We start from the raw sequence: 20811 nt of genomic DNA, 5'->3' as shown, positions 1-20811 counted from the left end.
ATTATGACTTAATTTGTTTCCAATCTCTTTGAAACTCTACTAAATTTGATACCAATGAGTCGACTATATCCTTTTGTTCACTTTCTTCTGCTGCTGATATCTCTTTTTTAAGGTTTTCTACTTGTAACTTATACCAATTGTTCTTGATTATATATACACAATCATTGATTGAGTAAGTTTCTGTATCAACGGTCATTATTTCTGATAAATAACCCTGTAAATCCTCTGGAAGTGTGATAAGAAAATTTTTAAAGCAAAACTTGTCACTACCTCCACTATCTTCTACATACTTAATTAAGTCTCTTATCAATAACTTGGATTTTGAATATTGTAATGAGTGTACTCCCACATTTTCTTGAAACCACTCTATATTTTGGGGATTCTCCATTACATATCTCACCAAAAATCTTTCTACTTTAACTTGTGCACTATTTCCCATGAGATACTTTTCCTTGCTATTATTCCTTACTATTACCTTTTTATCCCTATTAGTACCAATATTTTGCAGGCTTCTTGAGTGCTTGCCCATCTCTGCAGCTATTACTTGTTCAGTTACTCCAATTTTATTTGAAATTAACCTTATATAGTATTCTCTTTCTACTAAACTGTTAACCTTTGTTAAGTCATTTATTATGAAATCCAATACCTTTTTCTTACCTTCAATTGTGTCTAATCTATTTTTTTGGCTAGCAATTTTAAGTTTATACTCAATTAATGGGATAGCTTTGTTTTTAACACAATCCATGAAACCTTCTGCCCCGTACTTTCTTATATAGTCATCTGGATCAGATTTTTCTGGCAATGTAAGAATGTTAACCTTGCATCCATTTTCGTTTAAAACAGACAACCCTCTTAATGATGCTTCCTGGCCTGCTTCATCAGCATCGTAAGCAATTACAACATTATCTGTATATCTTTTTAGTATTTTTGCTTGTTCGGCTGTAAAAGCCGTTCCTAATGATGCTACTGTATTTTTCACTCCATTTTGGTGAGTGGCAATAACGTCCATGTAACCTTCTACTAATATGACTAAATCTTTTCTCCTTATTTCATCTCTTGCCAAATTCATTCCATAAAGCAACTTGCTCTTTTGAAATATTTTTGTTTCAGGACTATTAAGGTATTTAGGCCCTTTTATAGAATCATCTATAATACGCCCACCAAAACCAATCACTAAACCATTTAGATTGTATATTGGGAAAATAATTCTTCCCCTGAAACGATCGTAATATCCTGAAGCATTTCCCTGTCTTGGACTAATCAGGCCGACTTTTTCCAAATCTGATACAGAAACCTTTCTTTTGGTCATAAACTTAGACAATGAATCCCACTCGTCTAAGGAGTAGCCAAGTCCAAATTCTGCTATAATTTCATTTGAAACCCCACGTTTTTTTAAATATTCAAGGGCTTTTTCACCTTTAGTACTATCAATAAGCATATAATTAAAAAACTTTTGGGCTAGCGAATTTATTTCAATAAGGGAATTTTTTTCTTTATCTACCTTCTTAATTAATTTGTTATCCTCTAGCAAAATTCCTGCTTGAGATGCTAAAAATTCTGCAGCTTCAACAAAAGTATAATTTTCAGCCTTCATGATAAAGGTAAACACATTGCCCCCAGCACCACAACCAAAGCAATAAAAAAGGCCCTTGGTAGGATTAACATTAAAGGATGGTGTATCCTCACTATGAAAAGGACATATGGCAACTAAATTCTTTCCTTGCTGCTTTAAAGATACATAACGTGATACAATTTGTTCTATAGAAACTCTTTCTAGAATCTCTTGAACTTTTTCCTCAGGAATAAAATTAATCACCTAAATCACCTAGCTAATTTGTTTATATCTTATTTCGTCATAAATCTCTTAAGTCCTCCTATATAATTGGATCACATAACAACCGAATCGTAATCCTCCCATTCCAATACCTATGTGGTATTGTGTTATAAGTGGTATTGGACAATTTATACTTATTCTATACATTTAGCTGTTTTCCTTCTACTTAAAGAAATTATGTAGTAAATTTAGATAAAGAATAGAAAAATGTATAAACATTGCATTATTTATATAAAAGATAGAGCAATACACCAATACTTTCCTGATGCTATAGTATATATCATATGATATATTAATTAATGAAAAGTATCATCCCTTCATATCTTATTATTTTCCCCTTTCATTTTTTATTAATGTCCAGTAACTATCAGTAGTGATAGGTCCCTGGATGATATTTTTAAGACCTCCCATTCTGGAGGTCCTTTTTTCTGCTTCTTTACTGTTTTCTTATAAAACAAAACTTGACTTGCGCCAAGTCCTTAGACGCAGGCGGCTTTGCACTGGTATTTCTACGCATTGCAAAATCAATGCTAGAACTACTGGCGGAAGCCTTAGTTTTTGTGAATACTATCTACCTTGTTTGAACTTATACTTGCTGATAGTATAAAAAAAAGGAGCCAAGCATCTCTTCGTCAGTCAGACTATTTAGGCATTGACTAGATACCTAACAGAATGCTTTGCTCCTCAAATCTATTATTAACCTGTTTGATTTTAAATATACATTAGTTTTTGCAACAATTAATTATAAATAGTTATATTATAATAATGTATTAGAATAGTGAAATGTTTTTAGTTTTTTAAATAATTGGAGTCTGAAACCCTAATGGTACAAACAATTTTTTATAACTAGATATGGCATATCTATCGGTCATTCCAGCTATATAATCTACTGCTAAAATATCTTTGCTATTATCTTGATAGTTATTTTCAAAATCAGAATGTCTCCGGTACTCTATTGGAATTTCTTGTGGATAATTACTGTAGTAGTGATAAATTTCCTCCACTAATCTCATGGCTTTTTTTTCCTCAGTTTTTGCTAAAGAGCCTATATAAACATTGTAAAATAAGAACTGGCGTAATTCATTCATCGCACAAATTATTTCCTTACTCATAGTAATATAAGGCTTATCCCAACTAGCCTCAATCATATCTCTGACCATTTTATTTATTCTTTCGCTATGCTTAAAACCAAGAACCTTAAGGCATTCTTTTGGTAAACTTTCAAGTGAAATTATTTTCCCCCTTATAGCATCATCAATGTCATGATTTATGTATGCTATTCTATCAGCAGTTTTTACTATCTGACCTTCTAATGAACTCGGAGTTCCATCCCCAGTATGGTTTAGTATTCCGTCTCTTACCTTCCAAGTAAGGTTAAGACCCTTACCTTGTTCAATCTTATCTACGACCCTTAAGCTTTGTATATTATGCTTAAAACCTTCAGGGCTAACCCTATCAAGAGCTGTTTCACCTGCATGACCAAATGGAGTATGTCCTAAATCGTGTCCTAAAGAGATAGCCTCTACTAAGTCTTCATTTAATCTCAATGCTCTAGCTACTGTTCTTGCTATCTGACTTACTTCTAAAGTATGGGTAAGCCTCGTACGGAAATGATCACTTTCAGGTGATATGAATACTTGCGTCTTATGTTTTAGTCTCCTAAAAGCTTTTGAATGTATAATTCTGTCTCTGTCCCGTTGAAAGCTTGTACGTACATCACATGGTTCTTCAGCAACTTGTCTCCCCTGTGAATCAATGGATTTTGTTGCAAAAGTGGAAAGCCAAGTTTCTTCCCTCTTTTCAAACATTTCCCTAAGAGACATTATTCTCCTCATCCTCTTCTTTTACTTTTTTTCTTATTAACCAACTAATCAGGATACTAATTTCATATAGTAACATTACAGGACCAGCCATTAGTAATTGAGAAACAACATCTGCTGGAGTTAAAAGTGCAGAAATTACAAAAATGATTAATACGGCATATTTTCTTTTTGCTACAAAAAACTTATAATCTGTAACCCCGATTTTTACTAGGAATACAACAGCTAGTGGTAATTGAAAAACTAGACCAAATGGTATTAAAAATCCTAAGACAAAAGATACATATCTAGCAAAGGAAAGCATAGGTACCAGATTGGCTCCCTGCCCAATGAAAAAAATTAGAGCAAGGGGGAGAACCACATAATAGCCAAAAACTACCCCTGCGGTAAATAAAATAGCTGACATAGGAGTAATTATATAAACATATTTTTTTTCATGAGCATATAAGGCTGGAAGTATAAAACTCCATAACTGCCAAGCAGTAAATGGGATTGTAATCATAACACCCGATAAAAGGCTTATCTTTATCTTAGTAAGAAATGCCTCTGTTACAGTCAACTGTACTAGTTGAATTTCTTTCCCAATTATAGGGGCATTGATCACCTGCGAAATCACTTCTTCAAAAAACACAAAGCTTACAATTGTTCCCAGTAAGATTGCCAGTATGAGTCTAATTATAATCTTTCGCAGGTCTTCTAAATGGTCTATTAGTGACATTGACATATCTGACATAAATTTGCCCCCTTTTGGTCACAAAATACTTATAATCTGAACACGGTACTTCAGATATATTGTAATTTAAAAATCAGCAAATGGCAAAGAGTTTTATCTTGTAGTGAATAAATATGTATTATGCATGACACAAATAGATAAGGCCAGAGGAATTACCCTCTGACCCTGAATGATTTCTTATTTTTATGCCTTTAATTGGGCTTGTGCTGCTGCTAACCTTGCTACTGGTACCCTATAAGGTGAACAGCTTACAAAATCAAGGCCAATCTGATGACAATATTCAATAGAGTTTGGATCTCCTCCGTGCTCACCACATATCCCTATTAATAAGTCTTCTCTACTGGCTCTCCCTTTGGTAACTGCCATTTCCATCAAGCGGCCGACACCTGCCCTGTCTATAACTACAAAAGGATTATCTTGGATGATTTTTTTCTCAAGATATGGTTGAAGAAATTTACCTTCAGCATCATCGCGACTAAATCCAAAACATGTCTGAGTCAGATCATTCGTTCCAAAAGAGAAGAAATCAGCAACTTGAGCTATTTCCCCAGCAGTTGCACATGCCCTAGGAACCTCTATCATAGTGCCAACTGTATACTCAACTTTAACTCCCTCATCTGCAAATACCATATTTGCTACTGCATCAACGAGTTCTTTTAATATTGAGAGTTCATTAACATGCATGACAAGGGGTATTTCTATTTCAGGAATAGCCTTGACTCCTTCTTTCGCGAGTTGAACAGCAGCTCTAAAAATGGCCTCAATTTGTGTTGCATATATCTCTGGGAAGGTAATTCCTAATCTACATCCTCTGTGTCCTAGCATGGGATTAGCTTCTGATAATGACTTAACCTTTACAAGTAAATTCTCTTTTTTCTTGAGCTCCTCTTCTGAACCACCAAGGCACTTCATTTTAGTTATATCTTCTATTAGTTCTTCTCTGTTTGGTAAAAACTCGTGTAAAGGCGGATCTAACAAACGAATAGTAACAGGATATCCTTGCATTACTTTAAATATTCCATAAAAATCTTCCTGCTGAATTGGCAATAACCTTTCTAATGTTGCCTTTCTTTCTTCAATATTTGAGGACAAGATCATTTTCTGCACAATTGGCAGTCTTTCCGGTCCCATAAACATATGCTCAGTTCTACAAAGGCCTATTCCTTTAGCACCAAATTCTCTAGCCTTTGCTGCATCTTCAGGGGTATCTGCATTGGCTCTGACACCTAAAATTCGTATTTCATCTGCCCATTCAAGTATAGTTTTAAATTCTCTACTTAATGTTGGAACAAGAAGAGGTACCTCCCCTTCTATTACTTTACCTGTAGAACCATCAATTGTAATTATATCTCCTTTGTAGAAAGTCTTACTACCTATTATTAGCTTTTGAGCATCCATATCAATATCAAGCCCATCACATCCACAAACACATGGTTTACCCATTCCCCTGGCAACAACAGCAGCATGACTTGTCATTCCACCATGCAATGTAAGAATTCCTTGAGCTCCAACTATGCCATTAAGGTCATCGGGAGTAGTTTCATTTCTAACCAATATTACTTTTATACCCTCATTACCCATATTTTCTGCTTCATCGGCGTCAAATACTATTTTACCTACCGCAGCTCCTGGAGATGCAGGAAGTCCATTAGTGATTACTTCAAAGTTATTGCTTGTATCAATTGTTGGATGCAATAAATGGTCAAGTTGAGTAATATCAATTCGACTAACAGCCTCTTCTTTAATTATTAGATCTTCTTTTACCATATCAACTGCAATTCTAATAGCAGAAGCTGCAGTTTTTTTGCCATTTCTAGTTTGCAGGATATACAAACTGTTGTTTTCAATTGTAAACTCTATATCCTGCATATCTTTGTAATGCCTTTCTAAGAGCTTACATGTATCAGTAAACTGTTTATATACAGCAGGCATATCTTCCTTCAGTTTTTCAATGGGTTGGGGGGTTCTTGTACCTGCAACCACATCTTCCCCTTGGGCATTTACCAAGTATTCACCATATAATTCTCTTGCACCTGTTGAAGGATTTCTGGTAAAAGCAACCCCAGTTCCACTATTGATGCCCATATTTCCAAAGACCATTGATTGAATATTTACAGCCGTACCTAATGAATCAGGAATTTTATGTAACTTCCTATATAGTATTGCCCGACTGTTTTGCCATGAATTAAAAACCGCTTCTATGGCTTTTAATAGTTGTTCCATTGGATCCTGAGGAAACTCATTGCCGTGCTTTAATCTCAGCATGGATTTAAACTTTTCTATTAAGTCTTGAAGGTTTTCATAAGAAAACTCATGATCGTATTCAATACCTAGTTTTTTCTTATATGATCTCAAGATAGATTCAAAGTTTACGTGTTCTATACCCATTACTACATCTGAGTACATTGTAATAAACCTTCTATAGCAATCAAGGGCAAATTTTTTGTCTCCAGTTATACTTGCTAAACCCTTAACTGTCTCATCATTTAAACCCAAATTTAGTATGGTATCCATCATTCCAGGCATGGATACTGCCGCTCCAGAACGAACAGATACTAAAAGGGGATTTTCGTTGCTACCAAACCCTTTTCCAGTAACAGTTTCTAAGTATCTTATATGTTCCACTATTTGATCTTGCATGCCCTCTGGAAATTCTTGACCTTTTTTATAATAGTCTTTACAAGCTTGAGTACTAAGAATAACCCCTGGAGGAACTGGTAATCCTATCTTTGTCATTTCAGCTAGGTTAGCACCCTTACCCCCAAGGATAGATTTCATTTCCTTGTCACCTTCATGAAATTTATATAGATACTTTTTACTCATTGAATCTCCCCCCATAAAATATTTCCATAATAGTACCAGCTGTTTCTTCAACTGCTTTATTAGTTACATTTATAACAGGACAACCAATTTTTTTCATAACAGTATCCGAGTATTCAAGTTCCTTAATTATTCTTTCAACAGCGGCATAGTTTGCATTTGAAGTTAAGCCAAGGCTTTTCAGCCTTTCTTTTCTAATTTCATATAGGTGATTTGGATCAATTATCAAACCAACCACTTTATTTGTTACCTTATAAAGCTCTTCCGGTGGTGATACCTCAGGTACTAATGGAACATTGGCGCATTTAATTCGTTTATGGGCTAGATACATGCTTAAGGGTGTTTTTGAAGTTCTGGAAACACCAACTAACACTATATCTGCTGCTATTAATCCCTTAGGATCCTTTCCATCATCATACTTTACAGCAAATTCTATTGCCTCTACCCTTTTGAAATATTGTTCATCTAGTTTTCGCAATAACCCAGGTTCTAACTTTGGGGGCCTCTTGAGCAGTTTTTCCATGGAAGTTAGCATGGGACTTAAAATATCAACTGCCCCTAGTCCCATTTCATTAACTAATTCTTCAAGGTATTCCTTTAGTTCAGGAATGACTAGTGTATATGCGATTAGACAGTTATATCCCTCAGATTGAGCAATTATCTCCTTTACTTGCTGCTTATTATTTACGTAAGGAAATCGTCGTATTTCAATATCACTTAAATTAAACTGACTGGCTACTGCCTTAGCCACTATTTCTGCTGTTTCACCTAGTGAATCCGACACCACAAAAACCTTTGGATTATTCTTATTTAAAATTACTACTCCCCCCTTACTTTCCTTCAATCATTTCTATGAAAACTCGAGTAATGTTTGATTTAGTAATTCTACCGATCACTTCTAAAATCCTTTCTTTTCCTTCTTCTTCAATTATTTTTATTACCGGAATACAGTCAACTTCATGTTCTAGCATCTTCCTTGCAGCAGTTAAAACTGTATCAGTACCTTCCACAGTAACAACATTAGGTAATCTAGTCATTACCACACTAACGGGTATTTTGTTCAAATCAGGTTTTCCTAGGATAGATTTCAGCAAATCTTTCTGTGATACTACTCCTTCTAGCTTTCCCCCCTCACTTACAACTATTAATGTTCCCACATCATTATTAATAAACATAGACACTATAGCATCATAAATTGCATCATCTTCCCTGACAACTACTGGAACTGATTTAACGTCTTTTACAAGAAGATTTTCAAATTGAATAATTCTTAAGGTTTTGCCACCTTTTTCATTGTAAAAATATCCTACCCTTGGTTTAGCATCTAATATTCCTGACATTGTTAGGATTGCCAAATCAGGTCTCAAAGCAGCCCTAGTTAAACCAAGGTATGCAGCAATTTGATCACTAGTTATAGGCTCGAAACGTTTAACTATAGAAAGAATGTTTTCCTGACGTTCATTTAACTGAATAATTCATCACCATCCCTTATTAGAACCTAAAATATACAGAAAAATCGGAAATGTGCTATACTTATTTTTAAACATGTTATATTATATACGATAATTATATGATTTTTCCTGCTTAATTATTAATTTAGCTGGTAGTTGAGTAAAATAGTACAGGAAAAGAATGCTATATACTAAAAAGAGACAAAGGCTTTGTTTACTAGTCTAAGCCCTTGTCTCACCAAAACTTACATCGGGTTCTGCCAGTTTTCTTGTGAATTCTGAATTCTGTTTATACTGAATTAGATAGATAGTCAGTTTTTATTATGATAATAATTTTGAAAGGTCCCCTAGGGGGCTAAGATAATCTACTATTGTTTTAAGAAGTGCTAGTCTGTTATTTTTAATGTTTTCATCTTTATCCATAACCATTACCTTTTCAAAGAAATCATCAATATATGGTTTAATAGATGAAAAATGCTCCAAAACTTCTGTGTAATTTTGATTGCCCCACAATGGTTTAGCTGTTTCTTGCATTTTATTGAACTTATCCCAGAGGATTTTTTCAGAATCATCTTGAAATAAATCATCTTTAACCTCTATAGTTACTGCGTTCTTTGCCAGATTGCCCGCCCTTGTAAATGCAGTAATGAGCTCACTATACTGGGGGTTATCCTTAAACTGCATTAAGGCTTGCCCTTTACTTACTGTCTCAAAGATATTGTTCCAGTTGCTTTCTAATACGCAATTAACTATATCATAGCTAGCTCCTTTATCCTCTAACAGGTTGGCTACCCTTTGCTTGAAGAATTCTTTAATAGCTATTAGCGTTTCCTGTCTGTCCATATCAAGCCCCTGCTTCTCATAGGTTTCTAAAGAAGCTTCTGCCAACGCAAACAGGTCAATCTCAAGTTGTCCTGCAAATATAATATAGCAAATTCCTTGTGCCTGCCTTCTTAATGCATAAGGATCCCCTGAGCCAGTTGGTCTAAGACCTGCCGCAAAGCAGCCACAAATTGTATCTATTTTATCTGCCATTGCTACAACACTAGCTTCGGTTGTACTAGGAAGAGAATCACCTGCATATCTAGGTTTATAGTGTTCTTTAATTGCAACAGCGACTTCTTCCTTTTCACCATGATGTAGTGCATAGTAATATCCCATTATACCTTGAAGTTCAGGAAACTCGTAAACCATATTTGAAACCAGGTCTGCCTTTGCGAGATAATTGGCTCTTAATACATTTACCCCTGCAGTAGGAGATAAGTTTAGTTTATCAGAAATATATGATGCAACCTCCTGATTTCTATTAACTTTCTGATACATGGTACCTAGTTTTTCCTGGAAAACAACAGCTTTTAATTTTTCCACGTCCCCATCAAGAGGAGCCTTAACGTCTTCCTCGTAGAAGAATTTACCATCATTTAGTCTGGCTTCTAGAACTTTTTCATTTCCCTGGGTCACTATATTAAGATTCCTTTCATCACCATTACGAACAGTAATAAATTTTGCTAAGAGTTTATCATTCTCATCCCATAACGGAAAATACTTCTGATGTTCTTTCATTACAGTTATTAAACCTTCCTCAGGTAGCTTCAGGTAGGATTGAGCAAACTTTCCGCAAAGGGCAGTAGGATACTCCAGTAGGTAGTTTATTTCCTCTAAAAGTTTGGAATCAGGCTTGACAATTCCCCCCTCCTGCTTAGCTAGTCCTTGAATTTGTGTCCAGACAATATCCTGTCTTTTATTCTGATCCACTATAACGTAGTTTTCTTCCAACTTGGAGAAATAAGTTGTAGCATTTGGTAACTCTATATTCTGATTGCCAAGGAAACGGTGACCTTGGGTCATCCTACCAGACATTACTCCTTCTAGTTCAATGGGAACAATCTCCTCACCATAAAGGCAGACTAGCCACCTTATAGGCCTTACAAAGCGAATATTTAGGTAACCCCATCGCATTGGTTTTGGAAAATCCAAACTTAAGATGAGTTCTGGCAAAATCTTTGGAAAAAGGTTCTTAATGTTCTCACCTTTTTTCTCAACAACTGCATAAACATATTTGCCCCCTGAGGTATCCTTTATCACAAGATCTTCAACAGAAATCTTTTGGCCTCTTGCAAAACCCTGAGCTCCCTTTGTGTAATTTCCATTTTCATCAAATGCGACCTTTATGGAAGGGCCTTTTTTCTCCTCAATTAATCCTTCTCCTACCTCCACAAGGTCTTCTATATATACAGTAAGCCTTCTTGGGGTTCCGTAAGTGTTAATACTTTTATATGCTATCCTCTCTTTTTCTAACAGTTTCTTTGTTTTAGTCTTTAATTCATCTAAAGCTCCTGCCATAAATCGTGCAGGAATTTCTTCTGTCCCTATTTCAAACAAGAAATCTTTAGTCATTACTTATTTCCCCTCCTTTTCGGTGCTTGCTACTTCATCTTCAAGGGGTAGTGGTCTTACGGCAGTACTTTTATCGGTTAATGCTTCAAGACCTAATTCTTGACGAACCTCTGAAGCTTTAATTAGTGGATATCCAAGCCTTTCACGCTGTTTTACATACCCATGGGCTACTGCCTTAGCAAGATCTCTTACCCTGTGAATATAGCCTGTTCTTTCAGTAACACTAATAGCTCCCCGAGCATCTAGTAGGTTGAAAGTGTGTGAACACTTTAAAGTATAATCATATGCAGGCTGTACAAGACCTAAAGCAATTATCTTGAAGCACTCCTTTTCGTACTGATTAAACATATCAAATAGCATTTTTGTATCTGCATATTCAAAATTATAATATGAATAATCCATTTCTGTTTGGTGGTGGATATCACCATAGGAGATATCTCCAATCCAGTTTATATCATATACACTATCTTTCTTCTGTATAAACATTGCCAGTCTTTCAATACCGTAAGTGAGCTCTGCACTAACTGGATGGCAGTCTATACCACCGCACTGCTGAAAATAAGTAAACTGAGTTACTTCCATACCATCAAGCCAAACCTCCCAACCAAGTCCCCAAGCTCCCAGGGTAGGAGATTCCCAATTATCTTCCACAAACCTAATATCATGTTTTTCAATGTCTATACCGATTGCTCTTAAGCTATCTAAATATAAATCTTGCACATTATCTGGTGATGGTTTTAAAAGAACCTGATATTGATAGTAATGTTGCAATCTGTTAGGGTTTTCCCCATAACGACCATCTGTGGGTCTTCTTGATGGTTCCACATAAGCTACATTCCATGGTTCTGGACCAAGTGCTTTTAAGAAGGTACCTGGTTGCATGGTTCCAGCTCCTTTTTCAACATCATAAGGCTGTATCAAAATACACCCCTTTTTTGCCCAAAATTCATTTAAAGACATTATAATCTCTTGAAAATTCATATCTAAACTCCTCCTTAGTTAATGTACGGTAACACACCTCTCTTGAAGCTATGCGTTGTCGCGAGGAATGTCCCTAACTTATGTCGCCGATGGATGTCCCTAACTTAAAAAACCCATCCACTGCAGTCTTTTTAGACTACAGGGACGGGATTGCCCGCGGTTCCACCCTGATTGAGCACATCATTAGTGCTCCACCTTAATAATTAGGGGACATTATGTACCCATAAGTTCGGGGACATTATGTACCCATAAGTTCGGGGACATTCCTCGGACACCCAGATTAACCCGTAATTGAGGTGTGTCCCCTTACCTTGTTAGCTCAGAAACGCCTTCAGCTTAACGTCTTTACTGGTTCCCACCAAACCCAGCTCTCTTTTCGCCTGACTAACCTGGCCCTTTAAAAGACTAATTAAACCTACTACTTTTCTTCATAGCTATATCTAATATTATTTCTTATTCAATTTAGCAAATCTAAATTGTTTTGTCAATATCTACTTCACACTCCACGTATTTCCCTAATAAACTTTATGGAGTTAATCGGTCTTTCTATAACAGTTTTTAGATATTCATACAGTAAGTCTTCAATAAAGTACTGATGCTTATCCTGAATTTTTATGCGACCAATTCTAGTCATATCCATTGCTAAGAGTTGCCCCATTATTCTAATTATGTTTATAGGTATCTCAACTTGATTATTAAGGCCATTTCCACATTGCCTACAAAGACACCCACCTTCAATACTATTAAACAGGGCATTTTCTTCTATTGTTTTACCGCAAACGACACATTGTAATAATTCGGGTAAGAAGCCAGCTGATTTTAGGAGTCTCAACAGGTAATGGGATGTGAGCTGGCTTATTGGAATACTTCCCATTAAGTGGCATAAAGAAACCGTATTTACAAAGATAGCTTCATTTTTTTCCTCTGAGGGCAAGATGCTTTCCAAGACTTCGGTTATATAGTTAGCATAACCAAATAAAAGTAAATCGCTTTTTATTTTTGGAAAACTATTTATAATTTCTCCCCCTATAATGGTATACATGGACTTCCCTTTATGGAGGTGTAGGTTTGAATAGGTAAATAACTGTAAAAAACCCCTCATTTTACTTTTGCTTTTACGTACACCCTTGGCAAGACAGGATATTTTGCCTTTGCTAGATGTAAAAATAACAAATATCTTATCTGCTTCAGCAAAGTCATACTCTTTAATTATAATTCCTTTAGTTTGAATTGGAGTTGCCATGGAAAACCTCTTAATTCTCAATCTTTCAAAAACCTTGTATCATATCCCATATTCTTCAAATGACTAGCCTCTTTTCGCCAGTTCTTTTTCACCTTTACCCTGATGTCCAAGTACACCCTAGTATTAAGAAGGCCTTCAATTTCCTCTCTAGCAGTCTGTCCTATGTTTTTTAGCATACTGCCACCTTTACCAATAATTATTCCCTTCTGTGAATCTCTTTCAATGTAGATTATCGCATCTAAGTACATCATGTTGTTTTGACGCTCTTCCATTGCATCCAAAACTACTGCAGTAGAATGTGGTATTTCATCTCTTGTTAAATGCAGGACCTTTTCTCTAATTATTTCAGCCACAACCATATTTTCAGGTTGGTCGGTTATCATATCATCTGGATAATACTGTGGTCCCTCCTCTAGATGACCACCTATTACTTCAATGACCTTTTCAAGGTTAATATTTTCAAGCGCTGAAATAGGAATTATTGTGTCACTAACACCTGTTGCCTGCCACTCCAGGTGTTTTTCCAGGATCTGTTGTTTCTCTAAACTGTCTATCTTATTTAATGCTATAATTATTGGTAGCTTTGAGTTGCTAAGTGTTTCATTAATAAGTGCGTCACCCTTACCTATTTTTGCTGTAGAATCGACAAGATAAAGTATCAGGTCTACCTCTTTAAGACTTCTTGCAGTTAACCCTACCATCACTTCACCTAATTTTGTTTTTGGTTTATGTATTCCAGGGGTGTCAATAAATACTATCTGGAGTTCAGGCCTTGTAAATACTCCTGTAATCTTATTTCTTGTAGTTTGTGGTTTATCAGACATGATAGCTATTTTTTTACCTATCAAATTATTCATAAGGGTAGATTTGCCAACATTAGGTCTACCAACTATGGCAACAAATCCAGACTTAAATTTTTTATCCTGCATGTAATTTATACCTCGCAATTTCAGAAGTCACTTCACTTCTCAATTTTTAAAACTATTTATCCGATGACTACCGCCATTAGCCTTGCATGGGTTCAGCTATGTCAACAAGTTGACAAGTTTCACTCCAAGACTCCTATCTTCTAGCCTTGCACTAGTATTTCTACGCATTGCAAAAATCACAATGCTAGAACTACAGTCGCAAGTGGGAGATAAGTGGCGCTACGTCCCTGGATAACGGTTTCTAAAACTCAGATGGAGTCATTCAGTGAAACTTAGTTCAGGTGACTTTCCCTGAACTCTAGTTGAACTAATCCTGTGGGAAACTCCACCTGAGTTAAGAATCCTGTTTATATTCTATACAAAGACACGGGTAATCTTTTAAAGATCTTTTTTGCTGAAACTAAATGGTATAAGATCATTTATGCTTTTGGTTTCGGTCTCACCCTTTAAATTTCCCATAACAACAGTAATTTCATCCCCAAATTCCAAAATAAACTGTCTACAGGATCCACAGGGCCTACAAGGACCTTCTGTATCTCCAACAATGGCTATTACTGCAATATATTGATTTCCCTCAGAAACAGCCTTTGCTATGGCGACCTTCTCGGCACACATGGTTATACCATAGGCTGCATTTTCCACGTTACATCCTGTATATACTGTTCCATCTTTAGTTAACACAGCTGCCCCTACGGGGAATTTAGAATACGGGGAATATGAATAATTTCTAGCTTTTTTAGCATCTTCAAGAAGTTTTTCTAAATTCATTTTAACACCACCTTCTAATAGCATTAGAATTCAGAATACAGTAGTCAGTAGTCAGAATAAGAGCTTGAGGAACTAGTCCTATCTTCTGAATTCTGTATTCTGTCTTCTGAATTCTTCTTGAATCACTCAGAATATGCTGGCAAGGTAATACTTTCTTCAATTGTTACCTCAATGCCAATTCCAAACTCCTTTAATTCCCTTCTAATTAACTCTAGACTGCTTTGTAAAACTTCAGCATCACCTACTGCTTTAATAACGATTGGATCTACGGCAATAGGTTTCTGATTAACTAATATTATTGGACCTGCACAGCGTATAGAAGAAGTAGTAATTAGCCTTTGTCCACCCACACTAACTCCTCTAGCACCCGCAGCAAATAGTTCATTTACTACATCCCTCACATCTCTATCATGAACAATATCTATGGAGCTAAATCCTACCTCAGAATCATACATCTCCACTATAATGCCAGTTCCATTAATGTCTGAGTAACCTGCCTGACTTTTTACCTGTTTCAAGGTTCTTTCTAAATTAGATTTATCATCTTCCAATATCCTAATCTTATCAAGCATGCTGCGTGATGTCATTAAAGTTGCCTGACCATCCTTAACGGCAATCTCTATCAATGACCAACTTGGCCCTTGTAAAAGAGGATGTTCAAACAGCTCTTCCTTTGTTTCGTCTGTCAACAAAGTTGTAGGGTCCACAATTCGAACCCCATCTTCTCCCTTCCAGACAGAAATAACATCTTCACCCCTATAGGTTGGTAGCTTAGTGTCTTGACTGATAAGAGATAAAACTGCATCACGTCTTTTGCTTTCCTGTTCCCTTGTTATGACCCCTTGTACCTTTATACTATAATCGGTAACTAAGGTAACAATATCTTCAACAGTACTTGCTCTATCCACTTCATATTTGAATTGAGCAATAACCTCACGTACTGCACTTGTTTCAAAAACATCAACATCTCTCGCTAATTGTTCATTTAAACTAATTGACATCCTCGCACCTTCTCGAGCAATATCAATACTGGACATTTCCCCAGGGAGCTGGACATGGCCCATTGTTCTGGCAAGCAGAAATGAATTAAATAATAACACTATTAATATAATTACACCCAGAAGATGAATTATTCCCAATTTCTTAAAAAGCTGTTTCACTCTGCGCCACCTTCTCTCGTGAACTCTTTTACTGCCGGATATGATGGAACAACTACACCACCAGAAATTATCATTTTTAAGCCATCCTCAACTGGCATATCCAAAAAAACTACATCCTTTTTGGGTACAAAAAGTAGAAATCCCGAAGTTGGATTTGGCGTGGTTGGCAAGAATACATTAACGACATCCTGATCTGTTTTGTGTTGCACTTCACCCTTAGAATCACCAGTTAAGAAAGCCAATACAAATAATCCTTTTCTTGGGTATTCGATCATAACTACCTGTTTAAAACTTTTCTTATCCCCAGAATAAAAGGCATCTACTATCTGTTTTACAGTTTTGTAAATATTACTTGCAATAGGTATTTTACTGATAATAAGGTCACTAATTCTTAATAAAGCTCTTCCAATGAAATTACTTGCTAAAAAACCTGCAATTAAAATTACTGCAAGGGTCAATATCATACCTAAACCCGGGATTTTCTTTCCTATTACAAAAACTAAAAGGTCAGCGAAAATCCCATCCATAAACTGGATTACTGCCCACAGTACATAGATTGATGCTGCAGTTGGCAGTAAAGTTAATATCCCTGTTAATAAATATTTTTTAATATTACTCATAATTACTTTTCTCCTATATAATACCGACTTTATCCAATAATTTGGAACCAAAAATAAATAACCCAATGATTATGGAAATAATACTTGCAATTAAAACAGCTCCTGCTGCCACATCCTTGGCTGTTTTTGCTAGGGGGTGGTACTCTTGGGTTTCCATATCTACAAGGGCCTCTATGGCAGTATTTAACATTTCTGAAATGATTACAAGTCCAGCCATCACCAAGACTATTGACCACTCAATTGCAGACAAATCTAACCATAATCCCGCTCCTATAACCAGAATTAGTGCAAAGATGTGTATCTTCATATTTCTTTGGGTTTTGACTGCGTAACGTATTCCAGATATGGCAAAATAAAAGCTCAGAGCAAGTTTATTTAACATACTTTACCTCAAAACGTTGAAATGTTTTAATATATCTTCTTCTTTAGCTCTCATAGCCTTCTTCTTTTCGACATCATCATGGGTATATCCTAGAATATGATAGATACCATGTATCAGCAAGTATACTGTTTCTCTCAATAGTGAATGTCCATATTCAGATGATTGTCTCTCTGCAGTCTCCAGAGAAATAACTACATCTCCCACAACAAATGTATCACCATCTAATTCATCTTCGTCAGTAAGGGGAAATGAAAGAACGTCAGTTGGCATTTCTTTTCCTCTATATTTGCTATTTAGCTCTTGAATATAGGTGTCATCAACAAGTGTAACCCCAATCTCATAATCCTTTATTGTCTCTTTATTAAGGACAAATTTTATTACATCCTCCAAAACAATTATTAAAGATTGCTCAACGGTGATTTTATCCTGCTGATTGTTTACATACGCCTCCATTGTTTTTTCCCCTTTCCATTTCCTTCAATACATTTTCTGGATATTCAATTCTTGAGTGAAAAATACCAGTTAATATTTTTACAAATGATTGCGCTATGATATCCAACTCTTTAAAAGTTAAATCACATTCTCCAAGCTGGCCATCTTCCAGTTTATCCTTGATTACCTTTGTGACAAAGGTTTCTATCTTGTTGGGAGTAGGTTTCTGAATGGACCTAACTCCAGCTTCAATACTATCGGCAAGCATCACAATTGCTGCCTCTTTTGTCCTTGGTTTTGGGTTGTCATATCTAAAATCATCTTCTTGGCATACTTCTCCTTGACTACCTTCCTTGGCCTTATGATAGAAAAAAGAAATTACGGATTTGCCATGATGCTGACAAATAATCTCTATTATACTTTCAGGCAATCCATGCTCCTTGGCAAGTTCAATCCCATCTTTAATGTGAGCTGTTATTATTAAAGTGCTCAAAGTTGGGGCTAGTTTATCATGAGGGTTTTCCCTTGTAAGCTGATTTTCAATGAAAAAGTACGGTCTTTTAACTTTTCCAATATCATGATAGTTTGCTCCTACCCTTGTCAGAAGCGTATCAGCACCAACTGCATCTGCGGCAGCTTCGGCCATATTGCCTACGACTACGCTATGGTGATAAGTGCCAGGGGCTTCAAGAAGAAGTCTTCTTAGCAACGGTTGATTTGGATTTGATAGTTCTAAAAGTTTAACGGAAGTTGTAATCTTAAATGCTGTCTCCCAAAAGGGCAATGTTCCAATGGTAAGAACAGAAGAAAGAATTCCATTTGTTATACCAAGAAGTATTGAAATAGAAACCATTGGTAGTGAATAATTCAACATTAAGCCAAGAGCTAAAATGGTTATTACATTTGCTCCTACAATATAGATGCTAGCCTTAACCAAGTCAGATCTCTGACTTAATTTTGACACACTATAAATTCCAGTAGCCCCTCCAACAAATGCTACTAAGGCAAACTGAAGCTCCAGGCCATTCATAATCCCAATGAGAATAGCTAATAGAGTAGTGATGAACATTGAAAACTTCCCGTCGAACAAAATTGCTATTAACATTGAACCTGCAGCTACAGGCGCTGCATAGGCAACTAAGGTTGAAAACTCAGCATTAATACCTATATTAATGGATGTAACAGCATTGGAGATTAATAAGGTACTGATTACCAAAAGACCTAAAAGGACTATCAATGATTCATTTTCAAGTATATTAGGCCGATACTGGTAAAGATACATGATAATTGATCCGCAAAAAATTGAAACAAGTAAAACCACCCCAAGTAAGGGTAGTGCTGTACTAGATGATGTGAGAACTCCTAGCCTTTCTAAGGCCTCTAGATGCTCTGTTGTTATAATCTCGCCTTTACCAACTATTTTTTGATTTTTTGTAAGTTGAACAATAACAGGTTCAACTCTTTCAACAGCCTTTTCTCTTAATTCGTTAGTTGATATAGGATCATAGATTCTATTTCCCCTGAATTCAGTATATTCTAAGATAGCAGTTAAAAAGCCCTTGGATGCTGGATCAACATTTAAGAGAGTAATCGCACCTTGAATATTCTTTTTTGTAAGCTCTATGTCTGCAGTAAGGACGCCTGGAAGCATATATTGCCTAACAATTTGATTTATTTCATTTTGGATTCTTTCCAGTTGTGAATCACTCATAGAAAGAATTTCATTATATGCTTTATCCTCCAAACCAAATCCTAGCTCAGATTTTAATAATTCTCTTTTCTCGTCTATTTCAATATCTTCATTGTTTCTAGTATTCTGTACTATAGAAAAATGAGCATTTATATCTTCCTGTATTTGCAGAAGAACATTTTCCTCAGTTCGATAAATATCCTCTACTTTATCAGCTGCCTCTTGTCTTTTTATAGAAGTAAGAACCTGACTCTCAAAAGTAATGTTCCTTGGAGCCTCAAAATCCTTTGGACTAGGTTGTCCTTCCTGAACGTTAACCTGTTCAGGCATAACAGACATTCCTAAGACTAGCATTAGAGCAAAAGAAAATATTACTCCCCAAAAAATTCTTTTCTGTGAAATATTCTTGAATACCTTATTATATAAATCCCTTATATATTCTTTTATTACCTTAGCTTTTAGCATTTTAACCACCTACTTAATCCTCTTTGTGTTCCCTTTCATAAGCTAAAATAATTTTTTGAACAAGCGGATGTCTGACAACGTCTTGTTCAGTAAAGTATTTAAAACTTATACCTTCTACATTATTCAAGACTCCTTGTACATTTATTAAACCAGATACATTTCCCTTTGGCAAATCAACCTGAGTTATATCTCCAGTAATTACTGCCTTGGAACCGAAGCCAATCCTTGTTAAAAACATTTTCATCTGATCGGGAGTAGTGTTTTGGGCCTCATCTAAGATGATAAAAGAATCCTCTAATGTTCTTCCCCTCATATAAGCAAGAGGTGCTACCTCAATTACTTCTTTTTCCATATACTTAGACGCGGTTTCTACCCCTAATATATCATATAAACCATCATAGAGTGGTCGCAAATATGGATTAACCTTGTCCTGCAAATCCCCAGGCAAAAAGCCAAGCTTTTCCCCAGCCTCTACAGCAGGTCTAACAAGGACAATCCTCTGGACAAGCTTATTTCTTAGGGCTTCCACAGCCATAACTACCGCAAGATAAGTCTTGCCAGTCCCAGCCGGCCCAATTCCAAATACCATATCATAGTCTTTAATTGCCCTGATATAGTCATACTGACCAATTGTCTTAGCCTTAACCTGTTTACCCCTTGCTGTAATTGAAATTACCTCAGCAAGAATATCACTTATTTGCCTATCAGATTCGCTCATAGTAGCTAATTGCTTCATTGTGTAATTTATAGTTGGAATATTAACCTGGTTTCCCTTAGACACTAGTTTGATTAACTGGTTAAATAGATTTTCAGCCTTAATAACATCTTGTTTCTGGCCTGAGATACTCAATTCATTTCCTCTAGCTACAATCTTTACTGGAGAATGCTTTGCAATAAATCTAAGGTTTTCATCATTTTTTCCTAGGACACTTATTTCCTCACCGTTTCCAGGTAATGTTATTCTGATTTCTGTAGTTTGTGACAATACTCTAAATCCTCCTAATAAGAATAAATAATATTCAATCAATACAAAGATATATATAATCTTATATATCATATTATATTATATACGGTTTATTTTTAACC

General features: G+C 35.8%; 16 protein-coding genes and 1 pseudogene. All 17 read right to left on the bottom strand.

From position 1 onward, the window contains the following. Position 1 precedes the first annotated feature (1 nt). Positions 2–1816 carry a hypothetical protein gene (locus tag APF76_13860; GenBank protein ID KUO51448.1) on the bottom strand — a complete coding sequence of 605 codons (1815 nt, stop codon included), beginning with the start codon at positions 1814–1816 and terminating at the stop codon, positions 2–4. A gap of 815 nt (positions 1817–2631) precedes the next feature. Next, a complete protein-coding gene (locus tag APF76_13855) occupies positions 2632–3657 on the bottom strand; it encodes a deoxyguanosinetriphosphate triphosphohydrolase (GenBank protein KUO51447.1) in 1026 nt (341 codons plus the stop codon). Then, positions 3647–4387 carry a hypothetical protein gene (locus APF76_13850; GenBank protein KUO51446.1) on the bottom strand — a complete coding sequence of 247 codons (741 nt, stop codon included), beginning with the start codon at positions 4385–4387 and terminating at the stop codon, positions 3647–3649. Before APF76_13850 ends, APF76_13855 begins: the two co-directional genes overlap by 11 nt. Positions 4388–4570: 183 nt before the next feature. After that, positions 4571–7210, bottom strand: coding sequence for a pyruvate, phosphate dikinase (locus APF76_13845; GenBank protein ID KUO51445.1), 2640 nt, complete (start codon positions 7208–7210; stop codon positions 4571–4573). Continuing rightward, entirely contained in the window at positions 7203–8051 is an 849-nt protein-coding gene (locus APF76_13840) for a phosphoenolpyruvate synthase regulatory protein (GenBank protein KUO51444.1), read from the bottom strand. The genes APF76_13845 and APF76_13840 overlap by 8 nt, the downstream gene beginning before the upstream one ends. Next, positions 8038–8679, bottom strand: coding sequence for a transcriptional regulator (locus APF76_13835; protein KUO51443.1), 642 nt, complete (start codon positions 8677–8679; stop codon positions 8038–8040). Before APF76_13835 ends, APF76_13840 begins: the two co-directional genes overlap by 14 nt. Before the next feature lie 300 nt (positions 8680–8979). Beyond that, entirely contained in the window at positions 8980–11055 is a 2076-nt protein-coding gene (locus tag APF76_13830; GenBank protein KUO51442.1) for a hypothetical protein, read from the bottom strand. A gap of 117 nt (positions 11056–11172) precedes the next feature. Further along, positions 11173–12036 (bottom strand): annotated as a pseudogene (locus APF76_13825). A gap of 496 nt (positions 12037–12532) precedes the next feature. Then, positions 12533–13279, bottom strand: coding sequence for a hypothetical protein (locus tag APF76_13820; GenBank protein KUO51441.1), 747 nt, complete (start codon positions 13277–13279; stop codon positions 12533–12535). A 17-nt stretch (positions 13280–13296) separates the two neighbouring features. Beyond that, positions 13297–14208: a GTPase Era gene (gene era / locus APF76_13815; GenBank protein KUO51440.1), complete on the bottom strand. Its 912-nt coding sequence runs from the start codon at positions 14206–14208 to the stop codon at positions 13297–13299. Between the two features lie 378 nt (positions 14209–14586). After that, a complete protein-coding gene (locus APF76_13810; GenBank protein KUO51439.1) occupies positions 14587–14976 on the bottom strand; it encodes a cytidine deaminase in 390 nt (129 codons plus the stop codon). A 122-nt stretch (positions 14977–15098) separates the two neighbouring features. Further along, positions 15099–16136: a hypothetical protein gene (locus APF76_13805; GenBank protein ID KUO51438.1), complete on the bottom strand. Its 1038-nt coding sequence runs from the start codon at positions 16134–16136 to the stop codon at positions 15099–15101. Continuing rightward, complete coding sequence (locus APF76_13800) at positions 16133–16759, bottom strand: hypothetical protein (GenBank protein KUO51482.1); 627 nt, start codon at positions 16757–16759, stop codon at positions 16133–16135. The genes APF76_13805 and APF76_13800 overlap by 4 nt, the downstream gene beginning before the upstream one ends. A gap of 10 nt (positions 16760–16769) precedes the next feature. Then, positions 16770–17138: a diacylglycerol kinase gene (locus APF76_13795; protein KUO51481.1), complete on the bottom strand. Its 369-nt coding sequence runs from the start codon at positions 17136–17138 to the stop codon at positions 16770–16772. Positions 17139–17141: 3 nt separating this feature from the next. After that, on the bottom strand, positions 17142–17591 hold the full coding sequence (locus APF76_13790; protein KUO51437.1) for a hypothetical protein: 450 nt from the start codon (positions 17589–17591) through the stop codon (positions 17142–17144). Then, positions 17560–19734 carry a hypothetical protein gene (locus APF76_13785; protein KUO51436.1) on the bottom strand — a complete coding sequence of 725 codons (2175 nt, stop codon included), beginning with the start codon at positions 19732–19734 and terminating at the stop codon, positions 17560–17562. The genes APF76_13790 and APF76_13785 overlap by 32 nt, the downstream gene beginning before the upstream one ends. Positions 19735–19738: 4 nt before the next feature. Next, positions 19739–20710, bottom strand: coding sequence for a phosphate starvation-inducible protein PhoH (locus tag APF76_13780; protein ID KUO51435.1), 972 nt, complete (start codon positions 20708–20710; stop codon positions 19739–19741). Positions 20711–20811 lie beyond the last annotated feature (101 nt).

Origin of the sequence: Desulfitibacter sp. BRH_c19, assembly GCA_001515945.1 — a bacterium.
Lineage (GTDB): Bacteria > Bacillota > DSM-16504 > Desulfitibacterales > Desulfitibacteraceae > Desulfitibacter.
The sequence above is the reverse complement of the archived record's forward strand: the minus strand, read 5'-3'. Positions and strand labels throughout refer to the sequence as shown.

Excerpts from the sequence above, each read along its gene's own strand:
- APF76_13795 (KUO51481.1), bottom strand. The coding sequence starts at position 17,138 with ATGTTAAATAAACTTGCTCTGAGCTTTTATTTTGCCATATCTGGAATA.
- APF76_13830 (KUO51442.1), bottom strand. The coding sequence starts at position 11,055 with ATGACTAAAGATTTCTTGTTTGAAATAGGGACAGAAGAAATTCCTGCA.
- APF76_13855 (KUO51447.1), bottom strand. The coding sequence starts at position 3,657 with ATGTCTCTTAGGGAAATGTTTGAAAAGAGGGAAGAAACTTGGCTTTCC.
- APF76_13790 (KUO51437.1), bottom strand. The coding sequence starts at position 17,591 with ATGGAGGCGTATGTAAACAATCAGCAGGATAAAATCACCGTTGAGCAA.
- APF76_13845 (KUO51445.1), bottom strand. The coding sequence starts at position 7,210 with ATGAGTAAAAAGTATCTATATAAATTTCATGAAGGTGACAAGGAAATG.
- APF76_13850 (KUO51446.1), bottom strand. The coding sequence starts at position 4,387 with ATGTCAGATATGTCAATGTCACTAATAGACCATTTAGAAGACCTGCGA.
- APF76_13820 (KUO51441.1), bottom strand. The coding sequence starts at position 13,279 with ATGGCAACTCCAATTCAAACTAAAGGAATTATAATTAAAGAGTATGAC.
- APF76_13810 (KUO51439.1), bottom strand. The coding sequence starts at position 14,976 with ATGAATTTAGAAAAACTTCTTGAAGATGCTAAAAAAGCTAGAAATTAT.
- era (KUO51440.1), bottom strand. The coding sequence starts at position 14,208 with ATGCAGGATAAAAAATTTAAGTCTGGATTTGTTGCCATAGTTGGTAGA.